Genomic DNA, 18,503 nt, shown 5'->3' with positions numbered 1-18,503 from the left:
GACCAGACGCGCTACGCCGCTGCGTCCATCCACGCGCGGCCGAGCGAGAGCTTGCGGCCACGGACAGTGGCGAGGACGTAGGGGCCTTGCGGCAGCACGGCGACGTGCGGATTCGCTCCGACGTGGCCGCGCGCGCGCACAAGTGCTTCTTCGACCGTGGGCGCGTGATCGACGAGTAACGTCCGCACTGTGTCCGCTGACATACCGTCGGTAACGACGATGACGTTGGCTTTGCGCAGCACCTGGCAGAGATGCTGCACCATCCATTGATCGATGTTGAAGAAACCGGGCGCGGTGATGCGGGCCATGAAGTCGTTGTCGCCGCGCGTCTCGCGCAGCAACCGTTGGAAGGCTTCGCTGCCAATCCCTTCGGTGAGGGCCGCCGCGAGAATGATCGTGCCGCCGCGTTTCACGATGTTGAGCGCGGCGACCATTCCCTTGATGGACTGATAATAGGTATCGTCGAGCGGAAAGCCGCCGCCGCAGGTGATCACGATGTCGGCGGGCGCGTCGAGCGCGACGCAGACCTCGTGCTCGACGAAGCGGACGCCGGCGGCGTGCGCCGCGACGATGTCGCCGGCGAATACTCCCGTCAGCTCGCGCGTGCGGTTGATGGTGACGTCGACGAGAAAGTCGACGCGCGCCAGGCGCGCGATCTCCAGCAAGTCGTCGTGGAACGGATTGCCCTCGATGATGCCCGGCCCGACGTTGCCTTCGAGCATTGCCGCACCGTGCGCGCTGCGCATCGTGTCGACGCCGGCGAGTCCCGGCGCGACCGCTTTGCGACCGCCCGAATACCCCGCCATCAAATGCGGCTCGATCAGGCCGCAGCACACCTTGAGATCGGCGTTGATGAAGCCGCGATCGAGCCAGATCTCCGTGCCGAGAGCGGTGCGGCCGAGATGAACGTGCTCAGCGGCATTGCGGGCGTCGTGGTTGCGGATGCGATAGTTGGCGACGATCTCGGCGTTAATCATCGCGACCAGTTCATCGGTCGTGTTCGCGCGGTGTAAACCGGTGGCAACGAGGATCTCGATACGATCGCGTGACACGCCGGCGCTCTCGATGGTGCGCAGGATGACGGGCAGCGTCAGGCCGTTTGGAACCGGGCGGGTCTTGTCGGAGATCACGACGACAGCGTCGCGCCGTCCGTGCGCAATCTCGGCGAGCGGACGGGTGCCGATCGGATGAGCGAGGGCATCAGCGATCGCACCAGTCGGATCGGGCAGCGGTGTCCCCTTCGCCGGCTCGATCACCGACACGTTCAGACCATCTGGCAGGTCGATCGTAAGGCCGTCGCGACCATAGTCGAGCCGAATCTCCATTGAGCTACCTGTTTACCCACCACGCACGAGCGGGGCAAGGGGAAGCCTCCATCTATGAGACGCGTCCCAAGGGATGTTGGCGTCCTTGCGTGGTGGCGCCGACTCCGCGCTCTGCGTTTGTGGCCAGTCGGGTCCTCATGGTACGAGCGCGCCATGGTGCAATCGCCGAGTCCCACCCGCTTCGATCGCCTCGTCGACCGCTACGCCGATATGACCACGTGGCCGACGGCGAAGAAAACCGCCTTCGCCATGGCTACTGCGCTGGCCTTTCACGTTGTGGTCCCCACGATGACGCTGCTTGCGTTCACCTGGTGGGCGCCCGGCCTGGTGGACGTACCGCGAGTCGCTGGCTTCTTCGCGGTCTGGGTGTTGGTCATTGCGGTCATCCTCGGCGTGTCGTTGGTGGTCGCCCGGAAAGGGCGAGAGGGCCGCTGGACGTTCTACTTGTTGATCTTTGCGTATGGGACGTTCGTCATCGTGGTTCTCTGGCTGTTCGGGACGGCGACTTCTCCTTGGCTTTCAATCCTGCCGTTAGTGATCCTCTTCGTCCCCCTCTACTTCGACAGAAGAGCTGGTGGTGTCGCCTTCGCCTTTGCATTTGCGATGCTCACCGCGCTTTCGGTCCTCGAGCTTTCCGAACTCATGCCCCTCGCGCCTATAATGCGCGGTCGGACGCTGGAGGCGCTGCGAATGCCCGGGTGGTACATCGGGGTCTACACGTTTGTATTCAGCGTCCTGGGTTATGTAAGCCTCCTCGTGCAACTCTCTGTGTCGGTGAGGGAACGTCAGCAACGCCACCTGGAGGCTACGAACCTCGCGCTCTCGCAGACGTCCAACGAGCTGGCGCGCGCCAACGAGATGATCAGCCGATACGTCGCGAGCCAACTCGCGGACAAGATCCGCTCCGGACACTACGAGGATGTGGAGCGGCACGAACGGCGCAAGCTGACGCTCTTTTTCTCCGACATCAAAGACTTCACGGTGATCGCGGAGCGACTCGAACCTGAGGATCTATCCGCGCTGTTGAACGAGTACCTCTCCGAGATGTCGGCGATCGCCAACCGCCACGGTGGCACGATCGACAAGTTCGTCGGCGACGCCATTATGATTCTGTTCGGTGCGCCGGTGGCGACAACCGACGGCGATCAGGCGGCGCGCGCCGTTCGCATGGCGGCCGAGATGCAGGAGCGGCTGGTGGCGCTGCGGCAGAAGTGGCATCGGGATGGGGTTGAGCACGACGTGGAGGTCCGCATGGGCATCAACACGGGCCAGGCCACCATCGGCAACTTCGGTTCGACCGACCGCATGGACTACACCGCGATCGGACGGCAGGTGAATCTCGCGGCCAGGTTGCAGGCCCACTGCGTGCCGAGTCGCATCCTGCTCAGCCATTCAACCTACATGTTGGTCAGCGATGAGATCGCTTGCGCTCCGAAAGGCGAGATTCAGGTGAAGGGTTTCGAGCATCCGGTGAGCGTGTACGAGGTCATACCTGGACCGGCTTCCGAAGGCCTCGACGGCCAGGCCAACGCGTAGTCGCGCGCACGCTTGCGCGAGCCGGACTTCTCGGTAAGCTGCCCGGCTATGAGCGCTGACGACTTGCACGCGACCGGTGTGACCTGGGACCTGGGGGATTTGTACCGTTCGCCCGATGATCCCGCTCTGCGCGCCGATCTCGACCGCGCCAGTCAGCGAGCTGCCGCGTTTGCTGAGAAGTATCGCGGCACCGTCAACGTCCCCGCCGGTCCCGATCCGCAGTGGATGGCCACCGCGATGGCCGAGTTGGAAGCGATCGCCGAGCAGGCGGCGCGCGCTGGGATCTATGCCGGATTGCGGCACGCGGCGGATGTCCGTCCGCCCGCGCACGGCGCACTGGTGGCGATGACGCAGGAGCGCGGCACCGCGATCAGCAATCAGGTACTCTTCTTTGAACTCGAATGGCTCGCATTGGCCGACGAGCCGGCGCGCCGCGTGATCGAGTCGGACGCCTGTGCGCGATATCGCCACTACCTGGCGAGTCTCAGGCGCTATCGGCCGCACACACTGACCGAGGTCGAGGAGAAGTTGCTCGAAGAGAAGGCCAACACGGGGGGGCGAGCGTTCTCGCGGCTGTTTGACGAGCTGCTGTCCTCGCTCCAGTTCGATGTGGAACTCGACGGCCAGCGGCAATCGTTGAACGAGAGCGCCGTGCTCGCGCTGCTCTACGACTCGCGACGCGAGGCGCGCCACGCGGCGGCGCGCGGGCTGACGGCCGGGTTGCAAGCCAACAGCTTGGTGATCACGTTCATCTTCAACACCTTGGTGCAGGATCACGCGGTCAACGATCGATTGCGCGCGTTTGGCGATCCGATGCAGTCGCGGCACCTCGCCAACGAAATCGACACCGCCACGGTGGATGCGTTGATGACGGCGGCGGAGGCCGGCAGCGCCGTCGTTCACGACTATTATGAACTCAAGCGGCGGTTGCTGGGCCTTGATGTGCTGTACGACTACGATCGCTACGCGCCGATCTCCCTCGAAGGCAACGCCACGGGGTGGCACGCGTGCCGCGACCTCGTGCTCGAGGCGTACCGTGATTTCTCACCGCGGATGAGCGAGATCGCCGCGGAGTTCTTCACGCGCCGTTGGATCGATGCCGAGCCGCGCGATGGCAAGCGCGGTGGCGCGTTCAGCGCCTCGACCATGCCGAGCGTGCATCCCTACGTGTTGGTGAACTACACCGGCCGCGCCCGCGACGTGATGACGGTTGCGCACGAGTTGGGGCACGGAGTTCATCAGTACCTGTCCCGCGACCGCGGCTTCTTCCAGCAGAGCACGGCGCTGACGATGGCGGAGACCGCGTCGGTGTTTGGCGAGATGCTGGTATTCGATCGCCTGCGCCGCCAAGAGCGAGATCCGAAGGCGCGGCTGGCGTTGCTGTGCGGCAAGATCGAAGACACCTTTGCCACCGTGTTCCGGCAGATCGCGCTCACGCGTTTCGAGCAGCACCTACACGCCGCACGGCGCAGTGAAGGCGAGTTGGCCGCCCCGCGAATCGGCGAGCTGTGGCTGCAGGCCAACGTTGCCGTGTACGGTGACGCCGTGCAGCTCACCGATGACTATCGCTGGTGGTGGGCGTACATCCCGCACTTCGTCCACTCGCCGTTCTACTGCTACGCGTACGGCTTCGGCGAGTTGCTCGTGCTCGCGCTCTACGCGAGGTACCAACGCGAGGGCCGCGCGTTCGTGCCCAAGTATCTCGACCTGCTCGCCGCTGGCGGCGCCGAAGCGCCGGCCACGCTGCTGCAGCGCATCGGCGTCGATGTCAGCCAGCCGGAGTTCTGGCAGCTCGGGCTGACTCCTATTCGCGCGATGGTTGACGAGGCCCAGACGTTGGCCGCGTCCCTCACGTGAGATCACATCGGCGTACCACCTACGCCGGAACGCCCGGGACGTAGGTGCTGGCGTCTCACGCCAGTTTTCTGGTCAACCGAACGCGCTTGACGCGCAACCCACTTGGAACTATGCGCACGCTCGTGGCTTGGCGACACGCGATCGTAACCGGATCGGCGAGCGGCATTGGCCGAGCGTTCGCGCAGGCGCTGGCGCAGCAGGGGGCTGTGGTCGGACTGGTCGACGTATCCGCCGACGGGCTGGCCGCCACCGCGGACTCGATTCGCGCCAACGGCGGCCGTGCCGAGATGCGGGTAGCGGATGTGAGTGCCGCCGCGCCCCTCGCTACGGCGATCGAGGAGTTGGTGTCCGCGCTTGGCGGACTCGATCTGGTGATCAACTGCGCGGCGATTCTCGGACCAGGCGAGTGGGCGAATCAGTCTCCCGACAGCTTTGAGCGGGTGATTCGTATTGATTTGATCGGCACGGCGAACGTCTTGCGCGCCGCGCTGCCCGCGCTCAAGCGGTCGCGTGGTGCGGCCGTGTGTTTGGCCTCGACCGCTGCGGTGCATGGGTGGCCGGGCCTGGGCGCGTACTCGGCGGCGAAGTTTGGAGTCGCGGGGTTCTGCGACGCGGTGCGACCAGAGCTGGCCCGCGACGGCGTACTGCTGACGTCGGTGTTCCCATTGCTGATCGATACGCCGCTGCTGCAGGGCGCGGATATCCCGCGGATACTGCGGCAGGGGCGGCGGCTGCCCCCGGATGTCGTGGTGCAGAAGACGTTGGCTGGCGTTGCGCGGCGGCGTCCGCGCGTATTCATTCCCGGCAGCGTGCGATTCGTCGCCGCGTTGCATGGGATCGCGCCGTCGCTCTTGGATTGGTACGGGCGACGCTTCGGATTGTAAAACTAGCATCCCGTCGGAAGGTGGGGCGCCCTTCGAGACGGCGCTTCGCGCCTCCTCAGGGTGAGCGGGGAAACGTGGTAGCAGCAGAGGGACACCGCTCATGCTGAGGAGCGCCAACAGGCGCGTCTCGAAGCATGTTGGGCTAACGACCTTCTAGGGTTTGAAACCAAGGCGGCTCGACAACTCCGCCGCCGCCTTCGTCACCAACGGTGCGACCTCCTTTTGCGCGCGCTCCTCCGACAACCGATAGCGCGGTGCGGAAATGGCGATGCTCCCGACGACGTTGCGCGTGTAGTCGCGTACCGGCGCGGCGACCGAGGCGGCATCGGCAACATGCTCGCCCAAGTCGATGGCGTAGCCCTTGTCGGCGATGTGTTTGATCTGGGTGAGCAGCGCCGAGCGGTCGGTGATGGTGCGATCGGTAAACTTCATGCCGCCATCCGGCAACAGCTCGCGGAGTTCATCTTCGGACGAGAACGCGAGGTAGACCTTGCCGATCGCCGTGCAGTGGAGCGGGAGCGCTTCGCCGATGCGCGATACCAACCGCACCGCTTGATCCGATTCGACGGCATCGAGGGGCACAGCGACGCCGCGCCGCAGCACCGCGACCAACGTGGTTTCGTGCGACGCGCGCGCGAGCTGCTCGAGAATCGGCCGCGCCTGCCGGAGCAGTCCGACCTGCGACACGTAGTTCTGGCCGATCTGCAGGCAGCGGATGCCGAGACGATAGTTGTCGGTGGCTTTGTTCTGCTCGATGTAGCCGCGCGCTTCGAGCGTGGCGAGCAGCCGAAAGACGTTGTTCTTGTGGAGCTTGAGCCGCTTGCTCAATTCGGTGACACCCAACTCGTCACGCTCGCCATCGAACTGCTCGATGACGTCGAGCGCGTGGGAGACGGACTGGATGACGTAGTTGGTCTTTTCACGCCGCACGTGGTCACTCCGAAAAGACGTTTTAGGTAAACGCTGAACCGGGGTAAGTCAAACCGGCTTGCAATGCGGCGTCACAGTTTCTATAGGGATCGCATCGCACGCCGGAGGTAACGCATGGAAATCACGTCGGGAATGGTCGAGGTGAAGGGTGAGGGTGGTGCCATGCCCGGATATCTGGCGCGCCCCCGGCGTGACGGCAAACATCCGGCCGTCGTGGTCGTGCAGGAAGCCTTCGGGCTCAACCAACACATTAAGGATGTGGCAGCGCGCATCGCTGGCGAAGGCTACGTGACGCTGGCGCCCGATCTTTACTATCGCGAAAAAGGTGCGGTAGTCGGTTACGACAATCTTCAGGACGCCATCCGCCTGATGATGGGGCTGTACGATGACAAGATCGTTGCCGACATGAAGGGCGCCATCGATCACCTCAAAGCGCAATCGTTTGTGCGCGCCGATCGTATCGGCGTCACCGGCTTCTGCATGGGCGGGCGGGTTACCTTCCTCACCGCGTGCCGCAACAGCGATGTCAAAGCCGCGGTACCGTTCTACGGCGGCGGCATTGGCAGCGCGCAGCCGAGCGAGAAGACCCCGAAGGCACCGCTCGAATACGCCGCTGGATTGAGCGCACCGGTGCTGTTGTTCTTCGGTGAAAACGATCCGTTCATTCCGCTCGACGAAGCCGAGAAGATCAAGCAGCGGCTTGCCGAGCTGAAGAAGAACGCCGAGACCGTGGTCTACCCGGGCGCGCCGCACGGCTTTTTCTGCAGCGAGCGCGACTCCTATCGCGCCGACGCGGCCAAGGACGCGTGGGAGCGACTAGTCAAATTTTTCGCCAAGCACCTCCAGGCGTGACCTCGGTCGACATCATCAATCCGGCCAGCGGCGCGCGCCTCGTGCTTACCTGCGAGCACGCCTCGTATGCGATGCCGGTCGAGTACGACGACCTCGGTCTCGACGAGCACGAGATCCGCGACCACATCGGCTGGGACATCGGCGCCCGTGCCGTGACCGAAGCGCTGGCGCAGACGTTCAACGCGACAGCAGTGCTCAGCGGCGTGTCGCGCTTGGTGATCGATTGCAATCGCGATCTCTCTGATCATGACTTGATTGTGGCCGAGAGCCATGGCGTACGTGTCCCCGGCAATGCCGATGTGGATGCCGCCGATCGTCAGCGGCGCATTCGCGATTTCTATCGACCATATCATGAGGCGATCGACGCGGTGCTCACGCGCCGGCCCGGGGCCTTTCTGTTCAGCGTGCACACCTTCACGCCAGAATTGAATGGGCGCGCCCGCCGATTCGACGCCGGCGTGCTCTTTGACGACCACGCGGACGATGCCGAGCGATTTGGCGCGGCGCTCGCCGCCACTGGGCTGCGCGTGCGCTACAACCAGCCTTACTCAGGCTTGGACGGCCTAATCTTCAGCGCCCGCACCCACGGCCAACGTCACGCCCTGCGTTACCTCGAACTGGAAGTGAACAACGGCCTGGTGCGCGACGACGCCGCAGCGCGATCGATTGCGACACAGGTCGCAGTTGCGCTACGCACAATCCTGGAGGACGAATCAATCTGATGACCAGCGTTCCAACCCGACTCACGACTCACGATTCACGCGTCACGATTCACGAATCACGAGTCACGCTTCCATGCGCATCATTCTAATCGGCCAGGCGGCGTTTGCCGAGAAAGTGCTCGACGGCCTGCGTGGCAATGGTCACGACGTGGCGGCGGTGTACTGCCCACCCGATGCCGGGGCCAAACCCGATCCGGTCAAGGCGCGCGCCCTAGCGCTCGGCATTCCCGTGCGGCAACACGCGTCACTCAAACGTCCCGAAGCGCGCCAAGAGTTCGTTGACCTCCGCAGTGACCTTGCGGTGCTCGCCTACGTCACGCAGATCGTGCCCGAGAGCGTGTTCAGCGTGCCGCGGCTCGGCAGCATCTGCTTCCATCCGTCGCTGCTTCCGAAGTATCGCGGCGGCAGCGCGATCCCCTGGCAGCTCATCAGGGGCGAGACGCACGGCGGTGTCACCGTCTTTTGGGTCGATCCGGGCATCGACACTGGCCCGATCCTCTTGCAGAGACAGGCCGACATCGGACCGGACGAGACCGCCGGAACGCTGTACTTCAACAAGCTGTTTCCACTCGGTATCGACGCCGTGCTGGAGTCGGTCGAATTGATCGCGGCCGGTAACGCGCCGCGCCTCGCGCAAGACGAGTCGCACGCGACCTACGATCCGCTCTGTCGCGATGAGCACGCCAGCATCGACTGGTCTCGTCCTGCCGCGCAAGTCTACAATTTGATTCGCGGCTGCGATCCGCAGCCGGGCGCGTATGTGATGTTCAACGGCGAGAAGCTGCGACTCTACGATGCGCGTTGCGTCGACGGCGTCTTGCGCGCCGGTGTGGTCGAGCAGATCACCGGCGATGGCATGCTCATCGGCGGCCGCGGTGCCGCCATCCGTGTCAAGCGTGTGCGCCTGGGCGACAAGAAGGTGGATGCCGCCGCGTTCGCGGCCGAGCACGGGCTGTCAGTGGGGACTCGGTTGGGGTAGCGCGTGCCGGTTTGGAAGGCGCGCGGCACTTGACGGAGAGCACGGGTGAGGTGAAGGCGATCGTCACCGCTACGCCGAGAAGGAGGCCCGCCGCTCGGAAACCGCGTGAAGGTCCGTATGCGGCGATGCTCGCGCTGGCTGGCACCGCTCACCGCGACCACAGGGATGTATCGAGCGATAAGTACAAGCACCTCGCCGAGATCTACACCGACAATCACGGAGCCCTCACCCCTACCCTTTCCCAGAGGGAGAGGGAGCGGATACGAGCGGCATCCTGTCCGGTCCCCTCGCCCTCTGGGAGAGGGTTAGGGTGAGGGCTGGTTCTCACTGCAAGCGAGGATGAGCATCTGCTGGACCTCGCCCGGTACCGAGGCGTCGTGGAGATGGAGCATGATGACCGACGGGCCCATCCTCGCTGCTGCTGGCCAGTACGGTCAGTTTGCGATTCTATACACCCGCTTAGTTGCGCTTACTCGTCGTACCGCATCACCACGAGCACCTGCCCGCCGTCGACCATGGCTCCCTCGGTGACACGCACGTCGGTGACGGTGCCGGCGGCCTCAGCGACCAGACGATTCTCCATCTTCATCGCTTCGAGGATGAGCAAACCGTCGCCGGCGGCGACCTGGTCGCCGGCCTTCACCAAGACCTGCAAGACCTTGCCGGGCATCGGCGCGATGATCTCCGGTGGCGCGAGTACGGCCATGTGTCCCGCCGTGCTGCTGCTCTCCGGCGCGAATGTGTAGATCTCGCCGCCGATCGCGACCAATTGCTCCTTACCTTTGCGCACAATGGCAACGTGGTGGCGCACGCCGTCGACGACAAGCATCATCGTGGTCTCGTCGATGTAATGGGCTTCGACCGCGTGCTCGCTGTCCCCGATGCCAATACGATACGCGCCACCTTCGGGGTGAACGTCGACGGCGAGGTGATGCTGCTTGTGTCGGAGCGATATGCGCATCAGTTGTCCGCTCCCACTCGCCAGTGCCCCAACGTCGTCCACGGCGACGCCGACGCGGCGCTTCCCCCGGTATTGACCGCGCGCTGTGGTCGCGTCGTGTCAATCGCTGCGGCGATGGCGGCAATCGCCCGATGCCGCTCGCGCCCGTGCCACGACGGGAAGTGCTCTTCGATGAAGTGCGTGTGGGTGTCGCCGCTGGCGAACGCCGGATGATCGAGCACGTCGATGAGAAACGGAATCGATGTCGTGCACCCAAGCACGACGTATGCGCGCAGCGCCGCGATCATCCGCCGCCGCGCCGCGTCGCGCGTCTCGTCCCACACCGACACCTTGGCCAGCATCGGATCGTAGAAGATCGGCACCGTGTAGCCGGCGCGGATGCCCGAATCGACGCGCACGCCCGGCCCGCCAGGTTCGCGCAAGTGCAGAATCGTTCCCGGGCTTGGAAGAAACTTCTGCGCCGCGTCTTCGGCGTAGATCCGACACTCGATGCTGTGGCCGCGGGGATGGATGTCGCTCTGCTGCAACCACAAGCGCTCGCCGGCGGCGACCCGCAACTGCGCGTGCACCAAGTCGATGCCGGCGACCCACTCGGTAACGGGATGCTCGACTTGTAGCCGCGTGTTCATTTCGAGGAAGTAGAAGCGGCCGTCCTGATCGAGCAGAAACTCCACCGTGCCGGCGTTCGAGTAGTTGACGCTACGCGCCGCGGCGACGGCGGCGGCCGTCATCTGCTCGCGCAACGCCGGCGTGAGCGCGGGCGAGGGGGTCTCTTCGATGATCTTCTGATGGCGGCGCTGGATCGAGCACTCGCGCTCGCTGAGGTGGATGATATTGCCGTGCTGATCGCCGAAGACTTGGACCTCGACGTGGCGCGGTCTCTCGATGTAGCGCTCGACGAACAGACGTCCATCGCCGAACGCGGACTGCGCTTCGCGCGCCGCGGCGGCGAATGCCGGTGCGAGTTCCGCCTCGCTCCGCACGATGCGCATGCCTTTGCCGCCGCCGCCGGCTGCGGCCTTGATGAGGAACGGATAGCCGATGTCAGCGGCCACGCGCGGCAACTGACTCGCGTCGGCAACATCTTCGACGGCCGGCACGACGGGCACCCCGGCTTTCACCACCAGCTTGCGCGCCGCAACCTTGTCGCCCATCGCGGCGATCGCCTCGGCGCGCGGCCCGATGAACGTTAACCCGGCATCGGCAACCGCGCGCGCGAACGTCGCGTTCTCGGCCAGGAAGCCGTAACCGGGATGCACCGCCTCGGCGCCGGTCTGCTTCACCGCATCGATGATGCGCTCGATGCTGAGATAGCTCTCCGCGCTCGGCGGCGGCCCGACATACACGGCGTCGTCGGCGCACAACACATGCGGCGCGCTTGCATCCGCCTCCGAATAGATAGCGACCGCTTCGATGCCCATCTCATGGCAGCCCCGAATGAGACGGACGGCGATCTCGCCGCGATTGGCGATCAGCACTCGGCGGAACAGGGTCATCAGTTCAGCGCCTCCTCATCGTGGGCCGTTTCGAGTCTGCCCTGAGCTTGTTGAAGCGTGACTCGTTTTGGTCAGGAGAGTTCATCGAGTAAGATCCTTGCGTCCTTCAGGTGGCGCGCGGCGGATGCACCCACCGCTGCGGGGCATTCGCGGCAGAACGTTGCGCTGGAAGGACTCTCATAGCTGCAGGATGAACGGTTCATGCCATCAGCTCACATCCGGAACACGCCGACGCGGGTATCGGGGATCGGTTGCGTTAGCGCGGCGGCGAGGGCGAGTCCTAGTGCGTCGCGGGTCTCGACCGGATCGAGCACGCCGTCATCCCACAAGCGCGCGGTCGAGTAGTACGGGCTGCCTTCTTCTTCGTACTTGGCCAGCGTCGGCGCGGTGAAGCGCTGCTGTTCTTCGAGCGACATGGCCTCGCCGCGTTGCGCGAGTTGTTGCAGCTTCACGGTCAACAGCGTCTGCGCGGCTTGCTCGCCACCCATCACCGAGATCCGTCCGTTCGGCCACATGAACAGCAGCCGCGGGCTGTACGCGCGCCCGCACATACCGTAATTGCCGGCGCCGTTGGACGCCCCGATGATGACCGTGAATTTCGGCACGGCGGCGTTGGCGACAGCGTGGACCATCTTCGCGCCGTCTTTGGCGATGCCGCCGTGTTCGTACTTCTTGCCGACGATGAAGCCGGTTATATTTTGCAGGAACAGCAGCGGCGTCTTGCGCTGACAACACAATTCGATGAAGTGCGTCGCCTTCAGCGACGACTCGGAGAAGAGGACGCCGTTGTTGGCGACAATGCCGATCGGATAGCCGTGAATGCGCGCGAAGCCGGTCACCAGCGTCGAACCGTAGAGCGGCTTGAACTCGTGCAGGCGACTGCCGTCGACGATGCGCGCGATGATCTCCCGCACGTCGAAAGACTTGCGTGGATCTCTTGGGATGATGCCGTACAACTCGGACGGATCGTAGGCGGGATCTTCCGGCTCGTCACGCTCGACGCGGGGCGGCAGTGGCCCGCCGAGGTTTTCGAAAATACGCCGCGTGATCTCGATGGCGTCGCGATCGTCGCCGGCCAGATAATCCGACACCCCCGAGATGCGCGTGTGGACATCGCCGCCGCCGAGTTCTTCGGCGGTGACTTCTTCACCGGTCGCCGCCTTTACCAGCGGCGGACCGCCGAGGAAAATCGTGCCGGTGCCGCGCACGATCACGTTCTCGTCACACATCGCCGGAACATACGCGCCGCCTGCTGTACACGAGCCGAGCACGACGGCGATCTGCGGCACACCAAGCGCTGATAGCCGCGCCTGGTTGTAGAAGATGCGCCCGAAGTGTTCGCGATCGGGAAAGATCTCCGCTTGCAGCGGCAGAAAGGCTCCGCCGGAATCGACGAGATAAACGCACGCCAGCTTGTTCTCCAGCGCGATCTCCTGCGCGCGCAGGTGCTTCTTCACCGTCAGCGGGAAGTACGTGCCGCCTTTCACGGTGGCGTCGTTGGCGACGATGACCGTCGGCCGGCTTTGAATGGTGCCGATACCGGTGACGATGCCGGCGCTGGGCGCGCCGTTGTCGTACAAGCCGAACGCGGCCAGCGTCGACAACTCGAGAAACGCGGTGCCGGGATCGATCAACGCATCGATGCGCTCGCGCGCCAGCAGTTTGCCGCGTTCCTTATGCCGCCGCCGCTGCTCTTCCGGTCCGCCTTGCTGTGCGCCGCGCACGCGCTCGCGCAGCTCGCCGACGAGCGCCTCCATGCGCTGCCGGTTTTCGACGAAGTCGGGATCGGTCGGACGGACCTTCGATTCAATACGGCGCATCGCGGCGGGAAGATAGCGAGCCGGAAGTCTAAGGTCCAACGTCCAAAGTCCAACGTCCAAGGTCACCGGACAGGCACTCCGGCTTTGGACTTGGGACTTTGGGCTTTGGACTTATTCGGGCCGCGTTGCCCCCGGCGACATCGCGTCGAGCACATTGGCGCGCGCGCCGAGTGTGTGCGCAATGCCGCTGAGCAATCCGAACGCGCGGCCGACCAAGACAAAGTCGCTGGGAACTTTCACCACCGGGTTCTCGCGCACCGCGTTGAACAACTCTTGAGTCATGTCTTCGGTGAACTCACCCTCGAAGCGTCGGCCCGAAAGATCGACCATGCGGTGCGCAACCTCGACGAGCCAGCGCGGATCGCCGGTCTTGGTTTCGAACCCGAGCGCGTCGAATGCCTTCAGCATCGCCGTCTCGTTCATCGTCATCATCGAGAACATCAACTCGAACAGGCCGAGCCCGAACCCGGGCGGCAGATCCTTTGCCAACCCGAAGTCGAGCAACACGATCTGCCCGTCGGGGCGAACGAAGAGGTTGCCGGGATGCGGGTCGGCTTGAAAAAATCCGTACGCGAGGATCATGCGGACGTAGATGCGCATCAGCGTTTGCACCACCACCGCCGGATCGAGTCCGGCGGCGCGTAAACCAGCGAGGTCGGTGACCTTGATGCCGTCGACGAACTCCATTGTCAGCACGCGGCGGGTTGAGAGGTCGCGGTGCATCGCCGGCACCAGCACGTGCGGATCGTCTTTGAACAAGGCGCGCACGCGGTCGGCGCTGTCAGCCTCGCGCCGGAAGTCGAGTTCGAGCGCCAGGTGGCGAGTCAGCTCCTGCAACAACGGCAAGAGTTCGAGCGGTTCGCGATCGACGAGCTGATAGATGCGGCAGATGCGCGTCATGCTGGTGATGTCGGTGCGCACGATCTCTTCGATATCCGGATACTGCACCTTGACTGCGACGATCCTCCCGTCGGCGCGACGGGCGCGATGCACTTGGGCGAGCGATGCGGCCGCAAGCGGCTGCGTCTCAAACTCTGTGAAGAAGCGTTCGAGCGGCCCGCCGAGTTCACGCTCGACTTGTGCGCGGATTTCTGAAAATTCGCGCGGCGGTAGGCGGTCATGACACTGCGACAGCACCGTGACGTACTCGGGCGGAAAGATGTCCGAGCGCGTACCGATGACTTGGCACATCTTGATGAGCAGGCCGCGCAAGGCGATGGCGGCATCGAAGATGCGCTGCGCGTTGCGGCGATGGATCGCGCTACGGCGGCGCGGGCGATCCGCCGCGCCGTTGCGACGCCCCAGCAGCCAATCCATCGCGTCGGGGATCTTGTAGCTGGCGTACACCGTCGCAGCGACGTGCGCGACGCGTGCGCCGCGGGCGATGCGGGTGAACGGCGCGGTGAGTCCGTCAGTCATGGTGTGTCATGCCTACGTGCGATCTCTGAAGTGTAGGGGCGATGCATGCATCGCCCTCCGTCTTCTCCGGGGTGGGCACGTCACTTCGCGGGCGACGCATGCGTCGCCCCTACGGAGGAATGGGACATCTCTGGGAGAGCGGAAGAGGGCATCGCCAGCCTGATCAAACTTCCCTCCGTCCGCGGCGACGTCCATTCCGTCTCCAGCGCATCGAAGCGGCGTTGCAGGCCGGCGGCATCGCGATGCGTGGCGCAGGCGGCGGCAATGTCGGCGCGGGCCTCCTCGCGCTGCAACTGCGGGCGCTGCGTCGTGAGAACTCGCAGGGTGCGATTGAGCAGGCCATCGACAACCTCGCTGCCGGCCAGCTCTTCGCCGTGCGCGCCGAGCAGCGTGTGCGCGCGCAACTCACTGAGCGCCGTGCGCAAATACTCGACGTGTGGCGATTCGTCGCTGCGGATGTAGCCGACCATCGCCGCCGCCTCGGTCGGACGGGCCGACACTTCAGGATCGCCGAGCACCTCCTCGGCCCAGGCGAAGGTGTCGGCAGCGAAGACCTCGATCACCAGCACGTTCGCCATCGTGGTGAGCAGCTCCTCGAAGGCGTCGTCGAGTTGAGGGAACAAGCGCTGGCGGCCGCTGCCGCGCCGGCCGGTCATCAGCCGCATCAACACGTCGGACGGAATTGCGGGATGGTCGAGCGCCAGATCGCGCGCCGCCTCCCACATCTGTTTGTGACCGCCCTCGCTGCGATGACCAGCCTCATCGCGGGCATGGGCTTCGAACAATCCCGTACGCAGATGCGCGATCGCGGTGCCGTCGACGGCTTCCTTCACCACTCGCGCCCAGTTGGGCACCGGCTGATCGCGGATCATCGCCCCGAAGCCTTCGATGATCGCGATAGTGGTGAGCGTGCGCGCCAGCGGGTCGCGCACGCCCTCGCGCAGTAGCAGCTTGGCTTGCGCGGGGTTGGGGAAGTGCGGCGGAACCAACTCGCTGGGAATGTCGAGCAGCGGCAGCCCGCGCGCCGCGAGCTGCGCTTGCCACGCCGCGATTGCAGGGGTGCGGTTGGCAGTGCGTGGTGACTGGTAGTGGCCGGCGACGAAGCCGCCGTGACAGCGCACGCCGTCGGCGATCAAGGGTTCATCGTACGTGATGCTGCTGAGCAGCTCTTCTTCGGAGTATGCGACGCGCTCCATGCCGGGCCTCCTGCGATACCCGGTCATAGTACATGGGTGGCGCCTTTGCCGAAAGCCAATCCGCGGAGACTCTTCTCATCCGCGTGCATCTGTGGTCATCTGTGTGCCTCTGAAGGGACGCCGATGGCAACGTTGGAATTTTCCGGACCGAATGCGCAGCAGATTCAGTATTGGAACGAACAAGCCGGGCCCAAGTGGGTCGCGCTGCACGACTTCATCAACGCGCAGATCGAGCCGCTCGGTCGCGCGGCGATGGACCGTGCTCGGGTAACAGCCGGCGAGCGCGTGCTCGATGTCGGGTGCGGCTGCGGTCATACGACCCTCGAACTCGCGCGCCGGGTCGGTCCGACCGGTTCAGCGTTGGGCGTGGACATCTCAACGACGATGCTCGATCGGGCGCGTGCAGACGCGCGGGCGGCTGGCCTCCACAACGCGCAGTTCGAAGAGGCGGATGCACAAACGCACGCGTTACCGCGAGCGCACTTCGATCTGGTGTTTTCGCGCTTCGGGGTGATGTTCTTCTCCGACCCGACCGCGGCGTTCGCCAATCTGCAATCGGCGCTGCGTCCGGGCGGCCGCGTCGCCTTCGTGTGCTGGCAGGCGCTGCCGGAGAATCCCTGGATGTTTGTGCCGCTGATGGCGGCGGCGCAGTACATTCAGCTTCCAGCGCCGCCTGAACCGGGAGCGCCGGGGCCGTTTGCGTTTGCGGATGCCGAGCGCGTGCGCGGCATTCTCACCGGCGCGGGATTCGTCGATGTCGCGATCGATCCCCACAACGAGGTCCTGGCGATCGGCGCCGGACTCGACCTCGACCGCACCGTCGACTTCCTGCTGCAAATGGGTCCAACCGGCAATGCGCTGCGGCAAGCGGCCGGCGAAGTGAATCTCGCGGCCGTGTCGGCCGCCATCGCGGAGGCGTTGCGCGCGTATCAGACGCCGCAGGGCGTTCGCATGCCGTCGGCCGCATGGATCGTCACGGCGAGGAAGTGAAACCGCCGATGCACGCCGCGTTCCCTCTCCCTCTGGCAGCCTTGCACAAGAATGGAGCGACCTTCCCACTCGTCATTCCGGCGAAAGCCGGAATCCAGGGTCGCGCCCCCACGCCCCGCCTGGATACCGGCTTTCGCCGGTATGACGGACCCACCGCGGCGAGCCCTTGTGCAAAGCCCCCTCTGGGAGAGGGCTAGGGTGAGGGCAAGTAAAGGTAAAGCGCTGCATACTGATACGCGATCGAAGGAGGTCTCTATGGCTGAACGAGTGATTGTTTCCAAACACGACGGCGTCGCCGACGTGCGCATGAACCGCGCGGAGAAAATGAACGCGCTCGATACGGCGATGTTCGCGGCGCTGGTAGAAACCGGCAGAGCGCTCGCCACGGATCGTTCTGTTCGCGCGGTCGTGTTGTCGGGTGAAGGGCGCGCGTTCTGCGCCGGGCTCGATTTCAGCAGCTTCATGGCGATGGCGGGTGGCGAACGCGAGCGTCCGGAACGGAACCTCACCGATCGCGATCCGAACAGTCCCGCCAATCACGCGCAACTGGCCGGGTGGGTGTGGCAGGAATTGCCCGTGCCGGTGATCGCCGCCGTTCACGGCGTCGCCTTTGGCGGTGGACTGCAGATCGCCCTCGGCGCCGACATCCGCTTCGTCACAGCGGACGCGCAACTGTCGGTGATGGAGATCAAGTGGGGCTTGATCCCCGACATGAGCGGCACGCAGACGCTGCGTCGCCTGGTCCGGCTCGACATCGCCAAGGAGCTGACCTTCAGCGGCCGAGTCATTTCGGGGACCGAAGCGGTCGACCTCGGCCTGGCGACGCACGTCAGCAAAAATCCGCTCGACGATGCGATGAAGCTTGCGCACGAGATCGCCGGCAAGTCGCCGAACGCGATCCGCGCCGGCAAACGGCTGTTCAACCAGTCCGGCCTCGTGAGCGTTGCGGAAGGGCTGAAGCTGGAAGAGTCGCTGCAGCTCAGCCTGATCGGCCAGCCGAACCAGCTCGAAGCCGTGCAGGCGAACATGCAGAAGCGCGCACCGCGGTTCAACGATCCGGAGTGAGCGCGGGTTTCACGAGGCCGATCCGCTGACAGGCCTTCGCCGAGACCTGCCGTCGTGGTGGACTATATGACCAAGCCGGGCGACAGCATCGATGTGGACGTATCGAGCGAGCGCATCGAGCGGGCGATCCTGTTGATCCGTGGGCACAAGGTGATGCTCGATGCGGACCTCGCGGAACTCTACGGCGTCGAAACCAAGACATTGAATCGAGCAGTGCGTCGCAACACCGCGAGGTTCCCGGCCGACTTCATGTTCCAGCTCACACCGGAGGAGTCCGAGCGTTTGAGGTACCAAATTGGCACCTCAAATTTGAGGTCGCAATCTGCGACCTCAAACGCCGGCCGTGGCGGGCGGCGGTACTGCCCTACGCGTTCACGGAGCAGGGCGTGGCGATGCTGTCCAGCGTGTTGCGGAGCAAGCGAGCGGTGCAGGTGAACGTCGCGGTATGCGCGCGTTGCTGAAGCTCCGCGA

Annotated in this window: 15 protein-coding genes and 1 pseudogene; 9 read left to right on the top strand and 7 right to left on the bottom strand. The window is 64.8% G+C overall.

Annotation, left to right across the window (positions count from 1 at the left end; all coding sequences use genetic code 11):
- Window positions 1-11: 11 nt before the first annotated feature.
- On the bottom strand, window positions 12-1,325 hold the full coding sequence (gene larA / locus HYR72_05605; GenBank protein ID MBI1814432.1) for a nickel-dependent lactate racemase: 1,314 nt from the start codon (window positions 1,323-1,325) through the stop codon (window positions 12-14).
- Between the two features lie 153 nt (window positions 1,326-1,478).
- Here larA and HYR72_05600 point away from each other — a divergent pair, with 153 nt between their 5' ends.
- The 3 genes from HYR72_05600 (at window position 1,479) to HYR72_05590 (ending at window position 5,602) form a co-directional block, all read left to right on the top strand.
- Entirely contained in the window at window positions 1,479-2,861 is a 1,383-nt protein-coding gene (locus tag HYR72_05600) for an adenylate/guanylate cyclase domain-containing protein (protein ID MBI1814431.1), read from the top strand.
- Between the two features lie 48 nt (window positions 2,862-2,909).
- Window positions 2,910-4,718 (top strand): M3 family oligoendopeptidase, encoded by a 1,809-nt coding sequence (locus tag HYR72_05595; protein ID MBI1814430.1) that lies wholly within the window; start codon window positions 2,910-2,912, stop codon window positions 4,716-4,718.
- Between the two features lie 122 nt (window positions 4,719-4,840).
- Window positions 4,841-5,602, top strand: coding sequence for an SDR family NAD(P)-dependent oxidoreductase (locus HYR72_05590; protein MBI1814429.1), 762 nt, complete (start codon window positions 4,841-4,843; stop codon window positions 5,600-5,602).
- Window positions 5,603-5,755: 153 nt separating this feature from the next.
- Here the strand turns inward: HYR72_05590 and HYR72_05585 are convergent, their stop codons facing one another.
- On the bottom strand, window positions 5,756-6,532 hold the full coding sequence (locus HYR72_05585) for an IclR family transcriptional regulator (GenBank protein ID MBI1814428.1): 777 nt from the start codon (window positions 6,530-6,532) through the stop codon (window positions 5,756-5,758).
- A gap of 114 nt (window positions 6,533-6,646) precedes the next feature.
- Between HYR72_05585 and HYR72_05580 the strand changes: the two genes are divergently transcribed.
- The 3 genes from HYR72_05580 to HYR72_05570 all read left to right on the top strand — a co-directional run bounded on the left by HYR72_05580 (window position 6,647) and on the right by HYR72_05570 (window position 9,085).
- Window positions 6,647-7,384, top strand: coding sequence for a dienelactone hydrolase family protein (locus tag HYR72_05580; protein ID MBI1814427.1), 738 nt, complete (start codon window positions 6,647-6,649; stop codon window positions 7,382-7,384).
- Complete coding sequence (locus HYR72_05575; GenBank protein ID MBI1814426.1) at window positions 7,381-8,106, top strand: N-formylglutamate amidohydrolase; 726 nt, start codon at window positions 7,381-7,383, stop codon at window positions 8,104-8,106. The genes HYR72_05580 and HYR72_05575 overlap by 4 nt, the downstream gene beginning before the upstream one ends.
- A gap of 73 nt (window positions 8,107-8,179) precedes the next feature.
- Window positions 8,180-9,085 carry a methionyl-tRNA formyltransferase gene (locus HYR72_05570; protein ID MBI1814425.1) on the top strand — a complete coding sequence of 302 codons (906 nt, stop codon included), beginning with the start codon at window positions 8,180-8,182 and terminating at the stop codon, window positions 9,083-9,085.
- A 469-nt stretch (window positions 9,086-9,554) separates the two neighbouring features.
- Here the strand turns inward: HYR72_05570 and HYR72_05565 are convergent, their stop codons facing one another.
- From HYR72_05565 to HYR72_05545, 5 genes are all read right to left on the bottom strand, one after another.
- Complete coding sequence (locus HYR72_05565; protein MBI1814424.1) at window positions 9,555-10,046, bottom strand: acetyl-CoA carboxylase biotin carboxyl carrier protein subunit; 492 nt, start codon at window positions 10,044-10,046, stop codon at window positions 9,555-9,557.
- Window positions 10,046-11,536 carry an acetyl-CoA carboxylase biotin carboxylase subunit gene (gene accC, locus HYR72_05560; protein ID MBI1814423.1) on the bottom strand — a complete coding sequence of 497 codons (1,491 nt, stop codon included), beginning with the start codon at window positions 11,534-11,536 and terminating at the stop codon, window positions 10,046-10,048. Before accC ends, HYR72_05565 begins: the two co-directional genes overlap by 1 nt.
- Window positions 11,537-11,754: 218 nt before the next feature.
- Window positions 11,755-13,362, bottom strand: coding sequence for a methylcrotonoyl-CoA carboxylase (locus tag HYR72_05555; protein MBI1814422.1), 1,608 nt, complete (start codon window positions 13,360-13,362; stop codon window positions 11,755-11,757).
- Between the two features lie 111 nt (window positions 13,363-13,473).
- Window positions 13,474-14,781: an AarF/ABC1/UbiB kinase family protein gene (locus HYR72_05550; GenBank protein MBI1814421.1), complete on the bottom strand. Its 1,308-nt coding sequence runs from the start codon at window positions 14,779-14,781 to the stop codon at window positions 13,474-13,476.
- Window positions 14,782-14,861: 80 nt separating this feature from the next.
- Window positions 14,862-15,977, bottom strand: coding sequence for a hypothetical protein (locus tag HYR72_05545; GenBank protein ID MBI1814420.1), 1,116 nt, complete (start codon window positions 15,975-15,977; stop codon window positions 14,862-14,864).
- A gap of 123 nt (window positions 15,978-16,100) precedes the next feature.
- Between HYR72_05545 and HYR72_05540 the strand changes: the two genes are divergently transcribed.
- The 3 genes and pseudogenes from HYR72_05540 to HYR72_05530 all read left to right on the top strand — a co-directional run bounded on the left by HYR72_05540 (window position 16,101) and on the right by HYR72_05530 (window position 18,493).
- Window positions 16,101-16,967 carry a class I SAM-dependent methyltransferase gene (locus tag HYR72_05540; GenBank protein ID MBI1814419.1) on the top strand — a complete coding sequence of 289 codons (867 nt, stop codon included), beginning with the start codon at window positions 16,101-16,103 and terminating at the stop codon, window positions 16,965-16,967.
- A gap of 255 nt (window positions 16,968-17,222) precedes the next feature.
- Window positions 17,223-18,032: a crotonase/enoyl-CoA hydratase family protein gene (locus tag HYR72_05535; GenBank protein MBI1814418.1), complete on the top strand. Its 810-nt coding sequence runs from the start codon at window positions 17,223-17,225 to the stop codon at window positions 18,030-18,032.
- A 66-nt stretch (window positions 18,033-18,098) separates the two neighbouring features.
- Window positions 18,099-18,493: pseudogene (locus HYR72_05530) on the top strand (ORF6N domain-containing protein).
- Window positions 18,494-18,503: the final 10 nt, after the last annotated feature.

The organism is Deltaproteobacteria bacterium (assembly GCA_016178705.1).
Classification (GTDB): domain Bacteria; phylum Desulfobacterota; class Binatia; order HRBIN30; family JACQVA1; genus JACOST01.
Note: the sequence above shows the minus strand (reverse complement) of the source record. Positions and strands in the feature narration are given on the sequence as shown.